Raw genomic sequence first — 18,930 nt, forward strand, 5'->3', positions numbered from 1 at the left:
CGCAGGGACCCTCTCGGCGCCCCGCCGCTCCGTGGGACCGGTTCGGGACCGGTTGCTCCGCCTGGACGTGGACAACGCACGCGACGAGGGCTACCGTCGCGCCCATGAGGATCCCCCGACCAGCCGCTCCGGTTCCGGGGTCCGGCGCGGTCACCGCACGATCAGGCCGCCACGCGCGTCCCGGAGGCCCGTCAGCGGCCCGCCTGCAGCGCACCGCCCGTCCCGCCACGGTCGCGGTGCTGCTGGCGCTCCTGACCGCCCTGGCGTCCGCCGCGCCCGCGGGTGCGGCGAGCTACCGCAGCCCTGGCTACAAGGGGACGCGGACCGCGCCGAAGACGACGCCGGCGCCCGCGCCGGCCCCGCGCCAGATCGGTGCGGGCGAGAAGCCGCAGGTGCTCGTCGACGCCGCCGGCACCGCCCACGTCGTCTGGAACGAGCGTCGCGGCGACGACGCCGACGCGATCCACTACTGCCGGCTCAAGCGCGGGGCGACGGTCTGCGACGCCCAGGCGACGCTCGTCCCGAACGGCCCCGGCGACGGCCGCGAGAGCCCGCTCTTCAACTCCGAGATCGGGACGCCGCGCATCTTCGCCCTCGGCGACCAGATCGCGATCGTCACGCACCGCTACCCGAACCCGGTGCTCGCGCCGAACGGGCAGATCGAGGAGCGCAACACCTGGCTCTTCGTGTCCAACGACGGCGGCGAGACCTTCTCGCCCGGCGTCCTGGCGGGCACGAACGAGGACACCGGCGACCCGACCGTCTTCGGGCCCCCGGACTCCCCGCGCATCGGCCTGATCTCCGACACCCAGACCGGCGGGCCGTTCTTCCAGGAGATCAGCGGCGCCCGCTACGAGACGCGCCAGGCCGACCTCGGCGACGACGGCGTGTCGACCAGCCTCGCCCCGATCGGCGCGAGCGTGATGATGGCCACCGGCGACCTGAAGGACACGGTCCACCTGCGGCAGTGGTCGGGGAACGGCGAGATCTCGGACCCCGCGACGTGGTCGGAGACCACGACCCCGGGCGTCGACCCGCGGCTCGTCGGCGGACCGAAGGGGCTCTTCCTGATGAGTCGCCCGCCCGCGGGCCAGGACCGCCGGTACACGATCCGCCCGGTCGCGCCGGGTGGGGCCGTCGGGGCAGCGGTGCAGCTCCCCGACACCCAGAACGCCTCGCAGCGCGACCTCTTCCAGGACGCCGCCGGTCGCCTGCACGCCTCGTACGTCGTCTCCGACCAGGACGGCAAGGACCAGCTCAAGCAGATCACCTCCGGCGACGGGAAGACGTGGTCGGCGGCGCAGCTCGTGCAGCAGGCCACGGGGGACCAGCGGATCCTCGACACCGACCTCGCCAGCGCCGCGGACGGCGGCGGCTTCCTCATCAGCCAGCAGGCCGCGACGCCCGGGCAGGAGGGCCCGATCCTCGCGTCGATCGTCGGCACCCGGTCGCCGACCGGCAAGCTCGGCCTCGGCGGCGAGCCCGGCGTCCCGCAGGACCCGGACGTCATCGACACCTGCCAGAAGCTGTCGTTCGACGCGGTCGACATCCAGGCGACCGAGGGCTGCCTGCTCGGCGGTCCGTCGCGCAACCTGAAGGTCTCGGAGGGCACCGTCCGGCTCAACGGCCTGGACATCGTCCCGAACGCCGGCGTGAAGGTCGTCTTCGACACGAAGGCCAAGACGATCAACACCACCGGGACCGTCCGCGTGGTCGCCCGCGCCCCGGGGATCCCCGACATCACGCTCTACAAGGGCGAGCTCCACATCGACCTGAAGCTCGAGGCGAAGGACCTCCTCGCCGACGACCCGTCGTCGCCGTGCAAGGGCAAGCGCCTGGCGTCGCTGACCGGCGACCTCGACCTGCTCGGGTTCCCGATCAAGGGCGGCGTGCAGGTGTTCCTCACCCAGGACGCCGCGTGCATCCCCCTGAACCTCGAGCTGCCCAAGGCGTTCGGCGGCGTCCGCGGATCGGCGGTCCTGCGCTCCACGAACGCCGGGGGGCTGAAGCTCGACACGCTCCACATCGGGGTCGACCGCGCGTTCATCGGGCCGCTGCTCGTCGAGAACCTGGCCGTCGACTACACGGCCGCCGGCGACCGGTGGGAGGGCAGGGCGAAGCTCGGGGTGCCCCCGCAGCCGGGCGGCCTGGCGCTCGACGCGCGCGTCGTCTTCGAGGGCGGGCGCTTCAAGGAGGGCTCGATCCAGGTGACGCTGCCGTACCCGGGCGTCCCGCTCGGACCGTGGCCGGCGTACCTGTCGAAGGCCGGCGGCGAGTTCGGCATCGACCCCGTGAAGATCGGGCTGAACGCGTCCGTCGGGATCATCCAGGCGCCGCCGTCGAAGTACGTCTTCCGCGTCGACGGGCAGTTCAAGGTCACGTTCTCCGACCCCGTGGTCTTCGAGCTCCACGGCCAGGGGTACCTCTACGACTTCCAGATCGCGAAGCTCAACTTCCTGCTGAACACCGACGGGTTCGTGAAGCTCGACGGCTCGATCGGCATCGACCTGGTCGGCGCGTCGGTCAAGGCCGGCGTGAACCTCTTCGTCGACGTCCCGTCGAAGACGTTCTCCGCGAAGGTGCAGGGCGAGGGCTGCGTGGCCGGGCTCTGCATCTTCAAGGCCGGGGCCGTGATCTCGAGCAAGGGCCTCGGGATCTGCGTGAGCGACCTCGTCGACCACGGCGCCGGGTACCGCTGGGGCGACCCGATCACGAAGGTCAAGATCGACCTGTTCTCGTGCTTCATGTCCGACTACGAGGTCGCGGCGCCGCCCGGGAAGGCCCGGGCGGCCGGGGGCGACGCCGCCACGACCCGTGCGGCACCGCCAGGGGGCGCGGAGTTCGCGATCCCGAAGGGCACGACCGTCGAGAACGTGCGCGTCCAGGGTGTCGGGGGTGCGCAGACGAAGGTCGCGCTGATCTCGCCCGCCGGCACGCGCATCGAGCCGGAGACCGCCCCGAAGGCGCCGCCGGGCACGAAGATCTACGCGGCGTACCCCGAGGGCGGGACGGACGGCTTCGTCGGCCTGAAGGACCCCGCACCGGGCGTCTGGCAGGTCGTCCCGCTCGACGGGCAGCCCGCGGTCGCGCAGCTCGCGCAGTCGCACGCCGTTCCGCCGCCGCGCGTCACCGCGAAGGTCGGCGGCAAGGCGCGGAAGCGGACGCTCGCCTACCGCGCGACCACCGGCGCCGGGCTGCAGACGACGTTCGTCGAGTCCGGGCCGATGGGCTCGCGGCGACTCGGCGTCGCGAAGGGCGGCAAGGGCACGCTGCGGTTCTCGCCCGCGCCCGGGCCGTCCGGCACGCGGACGATCGACGCGGTCGTCGAGCGGTCTGGGATCCCGGTGCTGCGCACGACGGTCGCGCGGTACGAGGCGCCGAAGCTCGGCCGGCCCGGCCGGGTGCGCGGCGTGTCGCTGAAGCGCGGTCGCAGCACGTTGAAGATCCGCTGGAAGCGCGTCGACGGCGCCGCCCGCTACGCGGTGCGGGTCGACCTGCCCGACGGCCGCCGGATCCTGCGGCTCTCGAAGCCTGCGCGCCTGACGGTCACGAAGGTGCCGCGCAAGGGCCGCGTCACCGTGTCGGTGGTCGCCCGCGACGCCCGCGGGAAGGCCGGGAAGGCCGGGACGGGGACGTCGAAGAAGTAGACGGTCGGCCGGCGTTCGGTCGACCACCCGCGGCGTCGGCGTCGCCGGCCGCCGAGGGCGGGCGCGCCGACCGCCGTCAGCCCTGGCGCTGCGCCTTCTTCGCCTTCGGCCTCAACCGGATCGTGAGGTGGCGCCGGGAGACGTTCCCGGCGGCGTCCTTCGCCACCGACGCCAGGACGACGCGCAGGGTCCGGCCGCGCAGGAGCGTCGCGCGGTCGGCCGCCCGCAGGCGCAGGCTCACCGTCCGCAGGAGCTTCGCGCGGGTCAGCTGGAGGCGCTTGGTCCGCTGCTGCTTCGCGGTCTGAGGGCCGGTGCGGTAGCGGACCGTGAAGCGGCCGGCCTCGTCCGCGCCGATCCGCAGCCGCAGCACGCCCGACCGGGTGGAGGACCACGAGACCACCAGCGACGTCTTCGGGCCCTTCCGGTCGCGGACGGGGGTCCCGGGCGCGGGGGCGGGGACCGACGGGTCGGCGGGGCCGCCCTTCGGCGACGTGCCGGGGGCGGTCGGGACGCTCGTGCCGGGGGCGGTCGGCGTGGACCCCGGATCGGACGGCGTGGTGGGGGTCGTCGGCGTCGTCCCCGGATCGGAGGGCGTCGTCGGGGTGGTGGGCGTCGTGGTCGGCGGATCCTCCCGGAGCACCGACGAGGACGTGTCGACGCCGTCCTTCAGCTGGATCCAGCGGGCGACCGACGGGGTGCCCGCCGAGTCCCAGGCGAACAGCATGTACCAGCCCGGCCGCGCGACGTCGGTGCCGGACGGCGCGACGAGGTTGACGCCCTTTCCGGGGACCCGCGAGATCGCGAGGTCCGTGACGCCTCGGTTCATGTCGACCGAGTGGGTCTGGGCGGTCGGTGCGACGAGCGTCGCCTTCGTGATCGGCCGGCCGGCGACCTCGGAGACCCCGACGCCGAACGCCCCGCGCCAGCTCACGGCCGACGGGATCGACGAGACGACCGGTCGTGGCGCGAGCTGGTCGCCGTCGAAGAGGTACGCCGGCTCGTAGATCTCGCCCTGGTCCTGCGGCCTGCCGGCCGGGGCGGCGCCCTGGTGCTTCTGGTCGTCGAAGCCCCAGTAGTCGTCGCCGGCGGAGAGGATGCGGCCGTCGGGCAGCAGCGTCGCGGTGGAGTGGTAGCCGCGGAACTTCGCCTGCGCCGGGCCGAGGCGCCACGAGGTCTGCCCCGGCGTCCACGTCTCGACCGCCTTCAGTCGCTGGTCGAGCGGGTCCTTCACGGTCCTCGACGCCGCGTTGTTGCCCGCGCCGCCGTCGGTCCCGTCGTAGCCGTAGGCGCCACCCACGTAGGTGAACCCGCCGTCGGGCATGCTCACGAGCGTCCCGTAGTCCCGCGGGACGTTCAGCGGGGGCGTGCCGCCGGCCGCGTTCTTCCGCCACTTCAGGTCGTTCGAGGTGAAGTCGAGCGTCTCGGTCGAGGTCGTCGCCGGCTGGAAGACCGGGTTCGGGTCCTGCGGGTCGTACTGCTCCCCGTAGCCCCCCATGAAGAACATGGTGCTGGTGCCCGGGACGAGCGCGGCGCTGCCGCCGATGCGGGTCGAGTTCGTGTAGACGTCGCCGCCGTCGGTGCCCGTGATGTTCGTCCACGCCGAGCCGGGCATGGTGCCCGGCTTCGAGAGCGCCGCCGGGTCCAGCAGTCGCGTCGCGTCGGTCAGCTGGTCGACGAACGCGACCTTGCCGCCCGGGAGCACCTGCATCTGCGGGTAGAAGCCGCGGACCTCGTGCAACCCGGCGAGCGGCTCGGACATCGTGCCCCTGGCGCCGCGCGTCGCTCCGGGGGTGAAGACGGAGAGCTGGGTGTTGTGGTCGCCGTTCCCGACCTCGTCGTAGCCGGCGGAGACGACCTGGCGGCCGTCGGGCAGCTCGATCTGGGTCGGGTACCAACGACCGTGGGCCATCCGCGGCTGCGTCGTCCACTTCTCGGTCCACGGGTCGAACGTGTAGGTGCCGGAGAACCCGCCGTAGTCGGGGTGACCCTTGCCGTACGCCGGGTAGAACAGGTTGCCGCCGGCGACGAACAGCTCGCCGGTGGGCAGGAACGACTGGCCCGAGCAGAAGAGCGGCGCGGGCGCCAGGTCGTCCTCCTGGCCGTCGCCGTCGTAGTCGATCGTCTCGGTCGGCGGCGCGATCTCCGTCGTCTTCCCGGTGGCCGGGTCCCACAGGTAGAACGGCGCGCTGTTGACGCGCAGCCCGGTCGTGGGGTCGAGGGCCGCACGGCCCCACAGCGCGACCTTGCCGGTCGGCAGCAGCGCGGTGTTGATCGCCCACGTCGGGAGGTCGACGCGCCTGCTCGACCAGCGCCCGACCTGGTCGGGCGACCCGGCAGCCGCGCTCATCGACGCCGCGGCCTTGCGCGCCCGCCGGGCGATGCGGGCCTTCTCGGCGGCCGGCTCCGCCGCCCAGGCGCGCAGCGACCGGCGCTCGGTCGCGTGCTCCGCGGCGTGGTCGGCACCGAGGTTCTCGGTCTCGAGGCGCCGGAGCTGCCGCTCGGTCCCGGACACCGGTGCGACGTCCCCGGTCGTGCGGTCGGCGTCGGCGGATCGAGCGGCGTCGGACCGGGAGCCCGGCGTCTGCGACGTCAGCGGAGCGGGAGCCTCGTGCGCGCCACCGTGGGCGCCCGCCGTGGTCGGCACGACGAGGACCGACACCGGGAGCAGCGTGGCGACCGCCAGCCGCCGGGCGGCACCAGGACGGGGGGGTGAGGATGAGCGGGACGCGACTCCTGAAGCGAGACCGGGGCCTGCGGAGACGCGTCGCCCGGGACGGCGAGCACGCATCGACCCACACCACCAGGTCCCGCGACGCCCCGCCATCCACCGAACGCCCGGTTCGGGGGACGACCGCGCGGCTCCCCCGTTCAGGGGACCGCGACCTGCCCCGGGGCGGCGCGACGGCGATCGCCCCGGAGGCCGGACGCCGGTCCGTCGGTCGCGGCGCCGGCGGACCGCCCGGGCCGCCGACGTCGCCGTTGGTAGCGTCGCGCCATGGCCCTGGTGCTCCCGGACACGACGTGGATCGAGCGGGGGGCGCGTCGCCGTGCCGGAGCGGAGGCGGTCGCCCTGGGCCGGTCGCGGGCGCTCGTCGTCACGGACGCGTTCATCGCGTCGTCGGGCGTCGCGGGCGAGGTCGGGGACGGGCTCCTGGACGCCGGGCTCGCGGTGGCGGTCTTCGACGGCGTCGAGCCCGACCCCACCGACGCGGCCGTCGACGAGGGCCGCGCGGCGCTGAACGCCCACGAGGCCGACGTCGTCGTGGCGGTCGGCGGCGGCAGCGCGCTGGACGCGGCCAAGATGATCGCCGCACGGGGCGCGAACCCCGGCCCGCTGCGGCAGTACATGGGTTACCAGCAGCTCGCCGGCGCGGGCCTCCCGGTGATCGCGATCCCGACGACCGCCGGCACCGGGGCCGAGGCGACCCGCGTCGTGGTCATCACCGACACCTCGACCGACACGAAGCTCATGCTGCTCGACGACCGGCTCTGCCCGACGGTGGCACTGGTCGACGTCGAGCTCAGCGCCACGATGCCGCGCCCGCTCACCGCGCACGTCGGCGTCGACACGCTGACCCACGGCATCGAGGCGTACGTCTCGGCGAAGGCCACGGCGGAGACCGATCCGCTCGCGCTGGCCTGCGTGCGGCGGTGCGGCGAGCACCTCGAGGCCGCGTGGCGGGACGGGAGCGACCTCGAGGCCCGCGCCGGCATGGCGCGCGCGGCGTACGAGGGTGGCGCGGCGTTCGCCAACGCGTCGGTCTGCCTGGTGCACGGGATGAGCCGGCCGCTGGGTGCGGTGTTCCACGTGCCGCACGGCCTGTCGAACGCGGTGCTGCTGCCGGCGGTCACGGCGTTCTCGCTCCCGGGCGCGCCGGGGCGGTACGCGGAGGTCGCGCGGACGCTCGGGCTCGCGGGCGGCGGGGCCTCGGACGGTGGCCCCACGTCCGACGAGGAGGCCGGCCGCGCGCTCCTCCGCGGCCTGGGCGAGCTGAACGAGCGCCTCGAGGTCCCGCGGCTGCGCGACCTGCCGGGCGTCACGCGCGAGGCGTTCGACGCGGCGCTGCCGAAGATGGCCTCCGACGCCCTGGACTCCGGCAGCCCCGATCGCAACCCGGTCGTCCCGACCGCGGCGCAGATCGAGGACCTCTACCGGGCGGCCTGGTGAGCGACGAGGGCGTCGTCGTCGGCGAGGACGGGCTCGCGCGGCCGGTCTGGGCGTCGCGCGATCCGCTGCTGCGCGACTACTACGACACCGAGTGGGGCATGCCGGTCCGCGACGAGCGGGGGATGTTCGAGCGGATCAGCCTCGAGGCGTTCCAGTCCGGCCTCTCGTGGGCGACGATCCTGCGCAAGCGCCCGGCGTTCCGCGAGGCGTTCCGGGGCTTCGACCCCGACGTCGTGGCCGGCTTCGACGCGGACGACGTCGCGCGGCTGATGGCCGACGCCGGCATCGTCCGCAACCGCCGCAAGATCAACGCGACGATCGGCAACGCGCGCGCCACGGTGGCGCTGCGCGACGACGGTGGACTGGTCGATCTCGTCTGGTCGTTCCGCCCGCCCACGACGCCCGAGCCCGTGACGTTCGCGGACGTCCCGACGGTGTCGGACGAATCGAAGGCGCTCGCGAAGGAGCTGCGCCGCCGGGGCTTCGCGCACGTGGGCCCGACGACGATGTTCGCGCTCATGGAGGCTATCGGCGTCGTCGACACGCACCTCGTCGGCAGCCACCGGCGAGGGACCTCCGGGGTCTGGTGCTGAGCGTCGCCGACCCGGGCGGGCGTCAGCGCATGTTGCCGATGATCGAGCTGCGGGACTCCTGCATCTTCTTGAGGTAGTTCGTCATGTTGTCGAACGCCTCGTTGCGCTTGTTCGCCAGCGACTGCAGGCGCAGCATGTCCATCTGCTGACTGTTCGAGGCGCTGTCGACCTGGCTCTTCACCGTCGTGCTCGCCCCGATGATGCTCCCGCGGGTCGACGTGTCGGGGATCGGGGTGAGGCCCGCGGCGGTCGCCTCCGTCGCGAGCGCCTGCCGCATGGTCGCGAGCGTCGCGGCGTCCGTCGTCGTCGCGGTCGATCGCTCGGCGTCCGCCCCGGCCGGGAAGAGCGCCTCGAACGCGGTGAGCCGCTTCAGGACCGCCTGGAGCTTCGCGACGCGGGCGTTGCGGTCCTGGACCTCCTGGATCTTCGTCTGGAGCTGCTGGTCGAGCAGCTTCGCCCGCTCCCCCTGGATCATCATCATGGCGGTCTCGAGGTCCATCGACTGGATGGTGCTGGCGTTCAGGCCGCTGGAGCTCGAGATCTGCGCGGTCCTGGGGGCGGAGCCCGTCCGGCCCAGCCGTCGCTGCTTCCGGACCAGGCGCGCGCGCTCGGCCCGCAGCGCCCGGCGCTCCTTCTTCAGCAGCGCGGCGGTGGCGAGCGCACCGGGCGTCTGCACGTGCCCCCGCGACAGGCGCAGGGCGTCGTACACGCCGTAGGTGGAGTCGCCCGACGCGGTGATCGTCCACGCGCCGGAGAGCCCCGTCTGCGGGGTGCCGTCGAAGACCGCCGTGCGGACGCTCTCGCGCGTGACGGCGCCGGTCCGCGCGGAGCGGTCGACGGCCCGCAGGAGCGCGGTCATGCCGTTGTGCGCGAACACGGTGAACGCGGCGGGGCGGCGGCCGAGGCCGTGCGTGCGCCCCGGCCGCGGGTCGGCGTGCGCCGCCGGTGCGGTCACGCGCATCGCGGACTGGGCGGGGCCCAGGTCCCGCGCGAAGGCGTCGTTCGCGAGGGCCTCGCCGCCGAAGATCCGCGTGCCCGGTGACGCGCGGTGCACGGCCCGCAGCACCTTTGCCGCCCCGCTCGACGGCGAGCCGCCGTAGACCATCGCCGTCGGCCGCTGCGCCCGGACCGCGGCGACGAGGGCCTCCAGGCCACCGCCGTCGGGGGTCACCACGAGCCGGCCGGTCGTCCGGACGCCGTTCCGCGCACCCGCCTCGGCGAAGGCCGAGGTCAGACCGCGGCCGTAGAGCCCGTCGTCGTCGACGAGCAGGACGTCGCCCGTGACGCCCTCAGCCTTCGCGTAGGACACCAGGGCGGTGCCCTGCCGGGCGTCGTCGGGCAGCGGCCGGAAGAACGTGCGCACGCCCGTCGGCTGCAGCTCGGCGGCGCGTGCGTCCGACGTGAGGCTCGTCGCGGTGCTGACCGGGGAGAGCTGCGCCAGCCCGGCGCGGTTGACGATCGGCATCGACAGCGCCGTGGCCTCGGAGTTTCCCTCGCCGACGTAGGCGATCGCCGTGGGGTCCGCCGCGGCGCGCTCCGCGTTGGCGACGACCTTGGCGGGATCGAAGCGGTCGCCGGTGGCGTCGTCGAGCCAGACGAGCTTGATCCGCCGACCGCCGGCCGTCCCGCCCCGGGCCGCCGTCGCGACCCGCAGACCGCGGGCGATCAGGGCGGCCGACGGCGCGGCCTTCCCCTGGCGCGGCAGGCTGACGTAGACGCGGGACACCGGCGCGTCGGACGTCGTTGACGGCGACCCCGACGCGGCGGGGCTCGCCGCGCCGGCCGCCGTGGTGAGGAGCGCGGCGCACAGGCCCGCCCCGATCGTCGTCGCGGCCACGCGGGCGCGGGCGGTGGAGACCATGAGGAACCCATCGCCATCCCGACGCGGCGGCACGAGGAAGCTCCGACGTTCGTCCAGCCGCGAGGTCGTCCCCGCGGCGGTCGAGGCCTTCGCAGTCAGTCCTCCTCGGCCACCAGCCGCTGTGACTTCGCCCGCATCTTCGCGCTGCGCACCGCGGCCCGGAGCGCGTCGATGTCGTAGACGCCGTGGTGCCGCCGCCCGTTGATGAAGAACGACGGGGTGCCGGAGACGCCGGACTCGTCGGCGCCGTCGACGTCGCGCTCGACCCGCTTGAGGTGCCGGCGCTCGCGGAGGTCGTGCGTGAACCGCTCGACGTCGAGGTCCAGGGCGCGGGCGTGGCCGATCAGCTCCTTCGGCGTCAGCTCGTCCTGGTGCTCGTACAGGCGGTCGTGCATCTCCCAGAACATGCCCTGCGCTGCCGCCGCCTCCGACGCCTCGGCGGCCATCTGGGCGTGCGGGTGGACGTCGGCGAGCGGCAGGTGGCGGAACACGTACCGCAGGTGGTCGGTGCCGGCGTTCTTCATCAGCTCGCGGATCGTGGGCTCCGCGCGACCGCAGAACGGGCACTCGAAGTCCGCGTACTCGACGACCGTGACGAGCGCGTCCGGGTCGCCGCGGACGTGGTCGCGCGTCGGGTCGACGTCGTCGGCCAGGTCGACCAGGGTCTCGGCGACCCGGCCCAGCTGCCGGGCGCGCATCCGCTGCGGCAGCCGCCGGGTGACCGCGAACGCGGCCCACGCCGTCAGCGGAGAGACGAGCGCCGACGCCAGGATCCCGACCTTCGCCTGGTCCAGCAGCTCGCCCTGGAACGCCAGGCTCGCGATCAGCAGCGAGACCGTGAACCCGACGCCCGCCGCCGCGCCGGCGCCGGTGAGGATCGGCCACGTGATCGCGGGCCGCGAGCCGCCGAACGCCCTGCGGCTGGCGAGGAACGACGCGCCGACGATGCCGACCGGCTTGCCGAAGACGTAGCCGAGGAAGATGCCGAGCGTCACCGACGAGCCGACCGCCGCGGACAGCAGGTCGCCGTCCAGCGCGATGCCGGCGTTGGCGAGCGCGAACAGCGGCACGATCACGTAGGTCGTCCACGGGTGCAGGCCGTGCTGGAGCCGCTCGTTCGGGGAGATCGCCGACGCGAGGCTGCGCTGGGCGGCCGTCGCGAGCTCCGGGGTCGGCTGCTCGCGGAACGACCGCGTGAGCTCGGTCGCGCGCTCCAGGTCGTCGCGGTTGGGCGGGTACGACGTCGTCACGAGGCCGATCGCGAGCCCGGAGATCACGGGGTCGACGCCGGACTGGAACATCGCCAGCCACATGCCGAACCCGACGCCGACCGCCAGCGGCGCGCGGCCCCGCGGCACGAAGCGCAGGGCGATCAGGACGACGAACAGCGCCACCGCGATCCCCAGCGCGACGAACGACACGTCCTCCGAGTAGAAGACGCCGATCACGGCGAGCGCGACGAGGTCGTCGACGACGACCATCGTCAGGAGGAACACGCGGACGCGCACCGCGGCGGCGGGCGTGACGATCGCCAGCGCCCCGAGCGCGAGGGCGGTGTCGGTCGACATCGCCGCACCCCAGCCCGACGCCCCTTCGCCTCCGGCGTTGAAGAGCAGGAAGATCCCGACGGTGCAGGCCATCCCGCCGAGCGCGGCCATCACCGGGATCGTCAGCCGTGTGCGCTCGCGGAGCTCGCCCTGGTCGAGCTCGCGCTTGGCCTCCAGGCCGACCACGAGGAAGAACAGCGCCATCAGGCCCTCGTTCACCCAGCCGCGCAGGTCGGAGTGCAGCGCGTGGTCGCCGAGCGAGATCGAGAGGTCGGTCTCCCAGACGTGCTCGTAGGAGTCCGGCCACGGCGAGTTCGCCCAGAGCATCGCGGCGACCGCGGCGAGGACGAGGACGACGGCGCCGCCGGTCTCGGCGCTCAGGAAGTTCCGGACCGGCGCGGCGAGGTTCCGCGCCCACGCGGTGCGCTGCGGCGGGGACGGATCGGCTGATGGTCGGGGGTCCAGGCGCACCCCTCGAGGATATGCGGCGGCCGGCGGCGTCCCGGCGCGACGGGCGGATGAAGCGCCGTCCGCGACGGCGCCCGGATGGAGGGCCGGGTCGGGCGTCGGCCGGGGCGTCGGCGGGCGACGGGTCGATCGACCGGACGCGCGGTCCCCGCGGACGGGCCGCTCCGACCTGCCACGGTTGTGGGAAGGCCCCGCCCGCCCTACAGTCGGCACCCCACCCGGAGGACCTGGACCATGTCGCCCATCACCCGCGGCTTCCGCGGCCGCCGCCCGGACGTCGACCCGTCCCGCATCCCGCCGGGCCAGCACCACGAGCGGGGCTTCCCGGTGCTGACCGCCGGGCCGACGCCGAAGGTCGACACCGCGACCTGGACGTTCACGATCGGCGGTCGCGTCGACACCGACGCCGTCTTCACCTGGCAGGACCTGATGGCGCTGCCGCAGGAGACGTTCACGGTCGACATCCACTGCGTGACGACGTGGACGAAGCTCGACACCGGGTGGACCGGCGTGTCGCTCGACCGGCTCTTCGAGGGCATCGCGCCGCGCTCGGAGCACGTGACGATCCACGCCTACGGCGGGTACACGACGAACCTCCCGCTCGCCGACCTGACCGACGGCAAGGCGTGGGTCGTCCACACCTACGACGGCGAGCCGCTCGCGCCCGAGCACGGCGGTCCCGCCCGCCTGCTCGTCCCGCACCTGTACTTCTGGAAGAGCGCCAAGTGGGTGCGCGGCCTGACGTTCACGCCGTCCGAGGAGCCCGGCTTCTGGGAGGAGAACGGGTACCACCGCCGCGGGGACCCGTGGCGCGAGCAGCGGTACTGGAGCGACTGATCAGCACCCCCGACCCCGGCGTCCCCCTGCCGGACCCCCAGACCCCGGCCGAGCACGAGGGCACCTCCGACGCCGTCGCACCCGGCCGCGCGCCGCTCGACTGGCGGATCGTCACCGTGATCGAGACCGTCCGCGAGACGCCGCGCACGACGACGCTCGTGCTCGACGCGCCCGGCTGGCCCGGCCACCGCGCCGGCCAGCACGTCGACCTGCGGCTGACCGCCGAGGACGGCTACCAGGCGCAGCGCTCGTACTCGATCGCGTCCGCGCCCGAGGAGGAGGTCCTGCGGATCACCGTCGACCGGCTCGAGGACGGGGAGGTCTCGCCGTTCCTGACCGACGACGTCCTCTCGGGCGACGAGCTCGAGCTGCGCGGCCCGATCGGCGGGCCGTTCACGTGGTCGGTCGACGACGGCGGCCCGCTGCTGCTGCTCGCCGGCGGCTCGGGGATCGTGCCGCTGATGGCGATGCTCCGCCACCGCGCGGCCCAGGGCTCCGAGGTCCCGGCGCGCCTCCTGCACTCGGTCCGGACCCCGCGGGAGGCGGCGTTCCGGACCGAGCTCCTCGGGCTCTCGGGGCCGTCGGCCGTCGGCCCGGGGACGTCGACGCTCGACGTCCGTTGGACGCTGACGCGAATGACCCCGCCCGGCTGGGACGGCTTCACCGGCCGGATCGACGACGCGATGCTCGAGGCGTTCGAGACCACCTGGTCGCCGGGGTCGGCGGGGTTCGGGGGCGACGCCATCGGCGGTCCCGCGGGCACCGCGTCCGGAGGCACGGCTTCCACCGGGCCCGGGTCCGCGCACACGACGCACGAGCCCGCCGCGAGGGTCTTCGTCTGCGGTCCGACGGGCTTCGTCGAGGCGGCCGCCGACCTGCTCGTGCAGCGCGGCCACGACCCCGCCGCGATCCACGCGGAGCGGTTCGGGCCGAGCTGACGGTCGACCCGGCGCCCGGCACCCCGCCCGGCCCCGCGGGCCCGGTTGACACACGGCGTAATGTCGGATCCGCAGATGAGCGCCGCCCAGTCCCCGCCCCGTCGTCCCGCGATCGTCGTCGTCGACGACGAACCCGCCGTCCTCGCCGCCGTCTCCCGCGACCTGCGGCGCGGGTTCGGGGAGCGCTTCCGCATCGTCCGGGCCGGTTCAGGTCCCGAGGCGCTGCAGCTGATCCGCGACCTCCGCACGCGCGGCGACCAGGTCGCGCTGCTCGTCGCCGACCAGCGGATGCCCGGGATGTCGGGGACCGAGTACCTCGTCGAGGCCCGCAAGCTCGTGCCCGACGCCAAGCGCGTCCTCCTGACCGCCTACGCCGACACCGAGGCCGCGATCTCGGCGATCAACGAGGTCGCCCTCGACTACTACCTCCTGAAGCCGTGGGACCCGCCGGAGGAGCAGCTGTTCCCCGTCGTCGAGGACCTCCTGACGACGTGGGAGTCCGGCGCCGCGCTCGAGCAGGGCGGCGTCCGCGTCATCGGCCACCGCTTCTCGAAGGCGTCGCACGACCTGCGCGACTTCCTCGCCCGCAACCGCGTCCCGGCGCGCTGGCTCGACGTCGAGCGCGACTCCGAGGCCCGCGAGCTCCTCGAGGTCATCGGCGCGTCGCAGGACTGCCTGCCCGTCGCGCTGCTCGAGGACGGCGGCGTGATGGAGAAGCCGACGATCCTCGAGCTCGCCGAGCGCCTCGGCGTCTCCAGCGCGCCGACCGAGGACCACTACGACCTCGTGATCGTCGGCGGCGGACCGGCGGGCCTCGCGGCCGCGGTCTACGGCGCGTCGGAGGGCCTGAAGACCGTGCTCGTCGAGCGCGAGGCCCCGGGCGGCCAGGCCGGGCAGTCGTCGAGGATCGAGAACTACCTCGGCTTCCCCGCCGGGCTCTCGGGCTCCGACCTCGCGCGCCGCGGCACCGACCAGGCGCGCCGGCTGGGCGCCGAGCTCCTGACGGTCTCCGACGCCGTCGCGCTGCGGGTCGAGGGCGCCGGCCGGTTCCTCGAGCTCGGCAGCGGCGCAACGCTGTCGGCGACCTGCGTGGTCGTCGCGTCGGGCGTCTCCTACCGGCAGCTCGACGCGCCCGGGTTCGCCGAGCACACCGGCGCGGGCATCTACTACGGCGCCGCGCTGACCGAGGCCCGCGCGTGCTCGAACCAGCACGTCGTCGTCATCGGCGGCGCGAACTCCGCCGGGCAGGCCGCGGTCCATTTCTCGGGCTACGCGCGGCAGGTGACCATGCTGGTCCGCGGCCCGAACCTCGAGCGGTCGATGTCCCACTACCTCATCGAGCAGCTCGCGGCCCTGCCGAACGTCGAGGTCCGCACCTGCACGTCGGTGGTCTCGGCCGAGGGCGAGGACGGGCACCTGGCGCGGCTGACGGTGCGGACGACGCCGAACGGGACGAGCGGGCCGGCGGGCGGGCCTCCGGCCGAGCCCGTGGCGGTCGGAGCGGACGGCGCGGCGTCGGCCTCGGCCGACCCCGTCGGCGGCGGGCCGGACGTCGGCGCCGAGGATGGGACGGCGACCGGGGGCGGCGGGACCGCGACGGTGATCGAGGAGACGATGGACGTCGACGCGTGCTTCGTCTTCATCGGCGCGCAGCCGCGGACGGACTGGCTCGACGGGGTCGTGGCGCGGGACGAGCGCGGGTTCATCCTCGCGGGCGCCGACGCGCAGGAGGCCGGCTGGTCGCTCAGCCGCGACCCGTACCTGCTCGAGTCGAGCGTCCCGGGCGTGTTCGTCGCCGGCGACGTGCGGGCGCGGTCGATCAAGCGGGTGGCGAGCGCCGTGGGCGAGGGGTCGATGTCGGTGTCGCTGGTGCACCAGTACCTGGCGGAGGGATGACGATGGACGACGAGAGCACCACCGAGCGGTGGACGGCCTACGGGGGGCGGATCCGGGTCGACGGGTCGTCGTCCGCCCCGGCGGCCGAGGGTGCCGCCGGTGCGACGGACACGGCGGGGGGCTCGGGCGCGACCGACGTCGCCGGCGGTGGGACCGCGGGCGCGGTGGCGAGCACCGGCGCGACCGGTGCCCTCGCGGGAGCGTCGGGCCTCGTCGTTCCGGGCGCGACGGACGGCGACGACGAGGCCCCGGTCCCGGCCGGGAATCCCGGTGCGCAGGACACGAGCGTCCCGAAGTGGACGATGCCCGGCGCGACCGACGGCCCCGTGCCGCCGGTGACGCTGGAGGAGCTCCGCACGATCGACCTCTTCGACGACCTCGACGACGAGCAGCTCGGCGAGTTCCTCGCGGTCGCGAAGGTCCGGGAGGCTCCGGCGGGCGAGCGGCTCGCGGAGCCCGACGGCGTCCCCCTCGGCGTGCAGCTGCTGCTCGAGGGCACGGCCAAGTCGTTCCGCGTCGACGCCGACGTCACCGAGCCGGTCGGCAAGCAGCGCGCCCCGACCTGGATGGGCGCGATCGCCGTCCTCTCCGACGCACCCGTAGGCGTGCGCATGGTCGCCGAGACCCGGTGCCGGATCGCCCTGATCCACGGCGAGAAGTTCCGCAAGCTCGCGTTCCGTCACCGGGAGGTCCACCGCCGCGTGATGCAGGCGGTCGCGCCGGTGATGAGCCGGATCTCCGCGATCGAGCAGGACCGCGAGCGCCTGGCGTCGCTCGGCACGATGGCCGCCGGGCTCGCGCACGAGCTGAACAACCCGGCCGCGGCCGCGCAGAGCACGTCGGCGCAGCTGGCGGACACCCTCGAGGTCATCACGGGCGCGTTCGGCGCGTTCGTCGAGGCCGGGGTCGAGCGCGAGCAGGCGGCGCAGCTGATCGCGCTGCACCGCGAGGTCTCGGAGGCCGCGGAGGGCCGGACCGCGCTCGACGGCCTCGACGCCGCCGACGCCGAGGACGCGATGCAGGATCTGCTCGAGGACCTCGACGTGCCCGAGCCGTGGGTGCTCGCGGAAGAGCTCGCGTCCGCCGGCGTCGAGGAGGAGTGGGTGCGCCGCGTGGCGGACCTCGCCGGGCCCGCCACGGGCGCGGCGCTGAAGTGGGTCGCGGCGTCGCTGTCGGCTCGCGGGCTCGTCGCCGAGCTGCAGGAGTCGACGCGGCGCATGTCGTCGCTCGTCGGCTCCGTCAAGTCCTACGCGTACCTCGACCGCGGGGACCTCGTCGAGGTCGACCTGCACGAGGGCCTCGAGACGACGCTCGCCGTCCTCGGCCACAAGCTGAAGGGCAAGGGCGTCGCCGTCGTCCGCGAGTACGACCGCAACCTCCCGAAGCTCACGATCCACGGGTCGGAGATGAACCAGGTCTGGACGAACCTGCTCCACAACGCGATCCAGGCGCTCGTGGCGCAGCACGCGGAGGAGCGCGAGTCCGGGGACGGCAACGGGCACCCCACGCGCCTGAAGACCGCGTTCGCCGCCGCAGCGGAGACCGCGAAGGCCGGCGGCCTGATCGGCACGATCACGATCCGGACCCGTCGCGAGGAGTCCTGCGCGGTGATCGAGATCGAGGACGACGGACCGGGCATCCCGCCCGAGATCCGCGACCGCATCTTCGACGCGTTCTTCACCACCAAGGAGGTCGGCGAAGGCACGGGCCTCGGCCTGGCGACCGTCCGGCGCATCGTCGCCGACCGCCACGGGGGCTCCCTGACGGTGTCGTCGTCGACGGACCCGCCGACCGGCACGACCTTCGCGGTGCGGCTGGCGATCCCGGAGGGGATGTAGGGGTCAGCGCACCGCGACCGCGAGGGTCGTCACGGCCCCGCGGGCGTAAGGGCACGTCGCCGACGGGAGGACGACCGCGCGCAGGCGTGCGCGGCCGTGGACGCCGCGGGGCAGCCGGGCGGCGGCGCGCCACCGGACGTCGGCGCCGACCGCGGCCGTCCCCACGGTCCGCCACGTGCCCCCGCGCCGGAGCTGCAGGCGGACCTTCGTGCCGGTGGGGTCGCCGGCCCGGCCGTCGAGGCGCCCCCGGACCGGGAACCGGCCACCGGTCGGGATCCGGCGCGTCGTCGCGGTCGCCGTGGTGGTCGCGCGGACGACGAGCGACGCGGTGACCCGCGCGGCGGCGTCGCCCCCGGGAGCGAACGCCTCGGTCACCGCCGGGTGCCGCGGCACGTCGAGCTCGAGGTCCTGCGAGCCCTTCGCGACCGCCAGCGCGAACGACGCCCGGCCCGGTCCGGTGGTCGTCCGGGGCGTCGGGAACGCGGGCGCCGGGACCCGCGCGGCGGTGCGCACGAAGCCGAGGACCAGGCCGTCGTCGGCCGGGGTGCCGGCCGGGTCGCGCACCGTCGCGAGGAACGTCACGGTCCGCGCCGCGTCACGGGCGTCGACGGTGATCGTCGGTCCGGCGGTGCCGTCCCAGCGGGTGTCGGTGAGGGCGTAGCCGGTGCGGTCGGGGATCGTGGCCGCGGGCGGGGCGACCGCGCCGGCGCGGACCGCCGGGGCAGCCGCGGCCGGGGTGGCGCGGGCCGCGGCCGGGCGGACCGCAGGGGCAGCCGCGGCCGGGGTGGCGGGGGCGGCGGCCGGGCGGACCGCAGGGATGGCCGGGACGGTCGGGGCCGCGCCGACCGCCGGGGCCGCGCCGACCGCCGGAGGCGCCACGACCGGCGTCGCCAGGAGTGCGACTCCGGCAGGGAGGGCGAGTCGGAGGCGAGGACGCACCGGGCGATCATGCCGGTCCGCAGGAACGCACGCCAGGTGGACGGTGCGGCGTGGGCCGGCGTTCGTTCCTGCGCCGTGGGCGCAGGAACGAACGCCACCCCGACCGCCCGGGCCGGCCGGCACGCGTTCCTGCGTTCCGGAACCTCGCGCGACCGCGGTCGCGATCGCGCGGGCCCAGGCCGGCAGGCGCGGCGCGGG

General features: G+C 74.8%; 11 protein-coding genes. 7 read left to right on the top strand and 4 right to left on the bottom strand.

All coding sequences use genetic code 11. The annotated features are described in order from the left end of the window. Nucleotides 1-104 precede the first annotated feature (104 nt). Complete coding sequence (locus PATMI_RS0107385) at nt 105-3,647, top strand: hypothetical protein (protein ID WP_157260663.1); 3,543 nt, start codon at nt 105-107, stop codon at nt 3,645-3,647. 76 nt (nt 3,648-3,723) lie between these two features. Here the strand turns inward: PATMI_RS0107385 and PATMI_RS0107390 are convergent, their stop codons facing one another. Further along, entirely contained in the window at nt 3,724-6,306 is a 2,583-nt protein-coding gene (locus tag PATMI_RS0107390; protein ID WP_026910421.1) for a galactose oxidase early set domain-containing protein, read from the bottom strand. Between the two features lie 336 nt (nt 6,307-6,642). On the opposite strand from PATMI_RS0107390, the gene PATMI_RS0107395 reads away from it, so the two are divergent. Together PATMI_RS0107395 and PATMI_RS0107400 are read left to right on the top strand one after the other, a co-directional pair. Beyond that, nucleotides 6,643-7,815 carry an iron-containing alcohol dehydrogenase gene (locus PATMI_RS0107395; RefSeq protein ID WP_026910422.1) on the top strand — a complete coding sequence of 391 codons (1,173 nt, stop codon included), beginning with the start codon at nt 6,643-6,645 and terminating at the stop codon, nt 7,813-7,815. Then, the gene (locus tag PATMI_RS0107400; RefSeq protein WP_026913042.1) at nt 7,809-8,408 is read left to right on the top strand and encodes a DNA-3-methyladenine glycosylase I; all 600 of its coding nucleotides are present in this window, start codon (nt 7,809-7,811) and stop codon (nt 8,406-8,408) included. Before PATMI_RS0107395 ends, PATMI_RS0107400 begins: the two co-directional genes overlap by 7 nt. Nucleotides 8,409-8,430: 22 nt before the next feature. Here the strand turns inward: PATMI_RS0107400 and PATMI_RS0107405 are convergent, their stop codons facing one another. After that, a complete protein-coding gene (locus PATMI_RS0107405; RefSeq protein WP_026910423.1) occupies nt 8,431-10,269 on the bottom strand; it encodes a branched-chain amino acid ABC transporter substrate-binding protein in 1,839 nt (612 codons plus the stop codon). 95 nt (nt 10,270-10,364) lie between these two features. Next, nucleotides 10,365-12,287: a Na+/H+ antiporter NhaA gene (nhaA, locus tag PATMI_RS0107410; protein WP_026910424.1), complete on the bottom strand. Its 1,923-nt coding sequence runs from the start codon at nt 12,285-12,287 to the stop codon at nt 10,365-10,367. A gap of 231 nt (nt 12,288-12,518) precedes the next feature. On the opposite strand from nhaA, the gene PATMI_RS0107415 reads away from it, so the two are divergent. The 4 genes from PATMI_RS0107415 (at nt 12,519) to PATMI_RS28220 (ending at nt 17,793) form a co-directional block, all read left to right on the top strand. Next, nucleotides 12,519-13,121: a sulfite oxidase-like oxidoreductase gene (locus PATMI_RS0107415; RefSeq protein ID WP_026910425.1), complete on the top strand. Its 603-nt coding sequence runs from the start codon at nt 12,519-12,521 to the stop codon at nt 13,119-13,121. Between the two features lie 107 nt (nt 13,122-13,228). Beyond that, nucleotides 13,229-14,059 carry an FAD-binding oxidoreductase gene (locus tag PATMI_RS0107420; RefSeq protein WP_026910426.1) on the top strand — a complete coding sequence of 277 codons (831 nt, stop codon included), beginning with the start codon at nt 13,229-13,231 and terminating at the stop codon, nt 14,057-14,059. Nucleotides 14,060-14,134: 75 nt separating this feature from the next. Beyond that, on the top strand, nt 14,135-15,955 hold the full coding sequence (locus tag PATMI_RS0107425; protein WP_245604128.1) for an NAD(P)/FAD-dependent oxidoreductase: 1,821 nt from the start codon (nt 14,135-14,137) through the stop codon (nt 15,953-15,955). A gap of 2 nt (nt 15,956-15,957) precedes the next feature. Further along, the gene (locus tag PATMI_RS28220) at nt 15,958-17,793 is read left to right on the top strand and encodes a sensor histidine kinase (protein WP_245604129.1); all 1,836 of its coding nucleotides are present in this window, start codon (nt 15,958-15,960) and stop codon (nt 17,791-17,793) included. 3 nt (nt 17,794-17,796) lie between these two features. Here the strand turns inward: PATMI_RS28220 and PATMI_RS0107435 are convergent, their stop codons facing one another. Then, nucleotides 17,797-18,732: a hypothetical protein gene (locus PATMI_RS0107435; protein WP_026910428.1), complete on the bottom strand. Its 936-nt coding sequence runs from the start codon at nt 18,730-18,732 to the stop codon at nt 17,797-17,799. Nucleotides 18,733-18,930: the final 198 nt, after the last annotated feature.

Origin of the sequence: Patulibacter minatonensis DSM 18081 (genome assembly GCF_000519325.1) — a bacterium.
Taxonomy (GTDB): domain Bacteria; phylum Actinomycetota; class Thermoleophilia; order Solirubrobacterales; family Solirubrobacteraceae; genus Patulibacter; species Patulibacter minatonensis.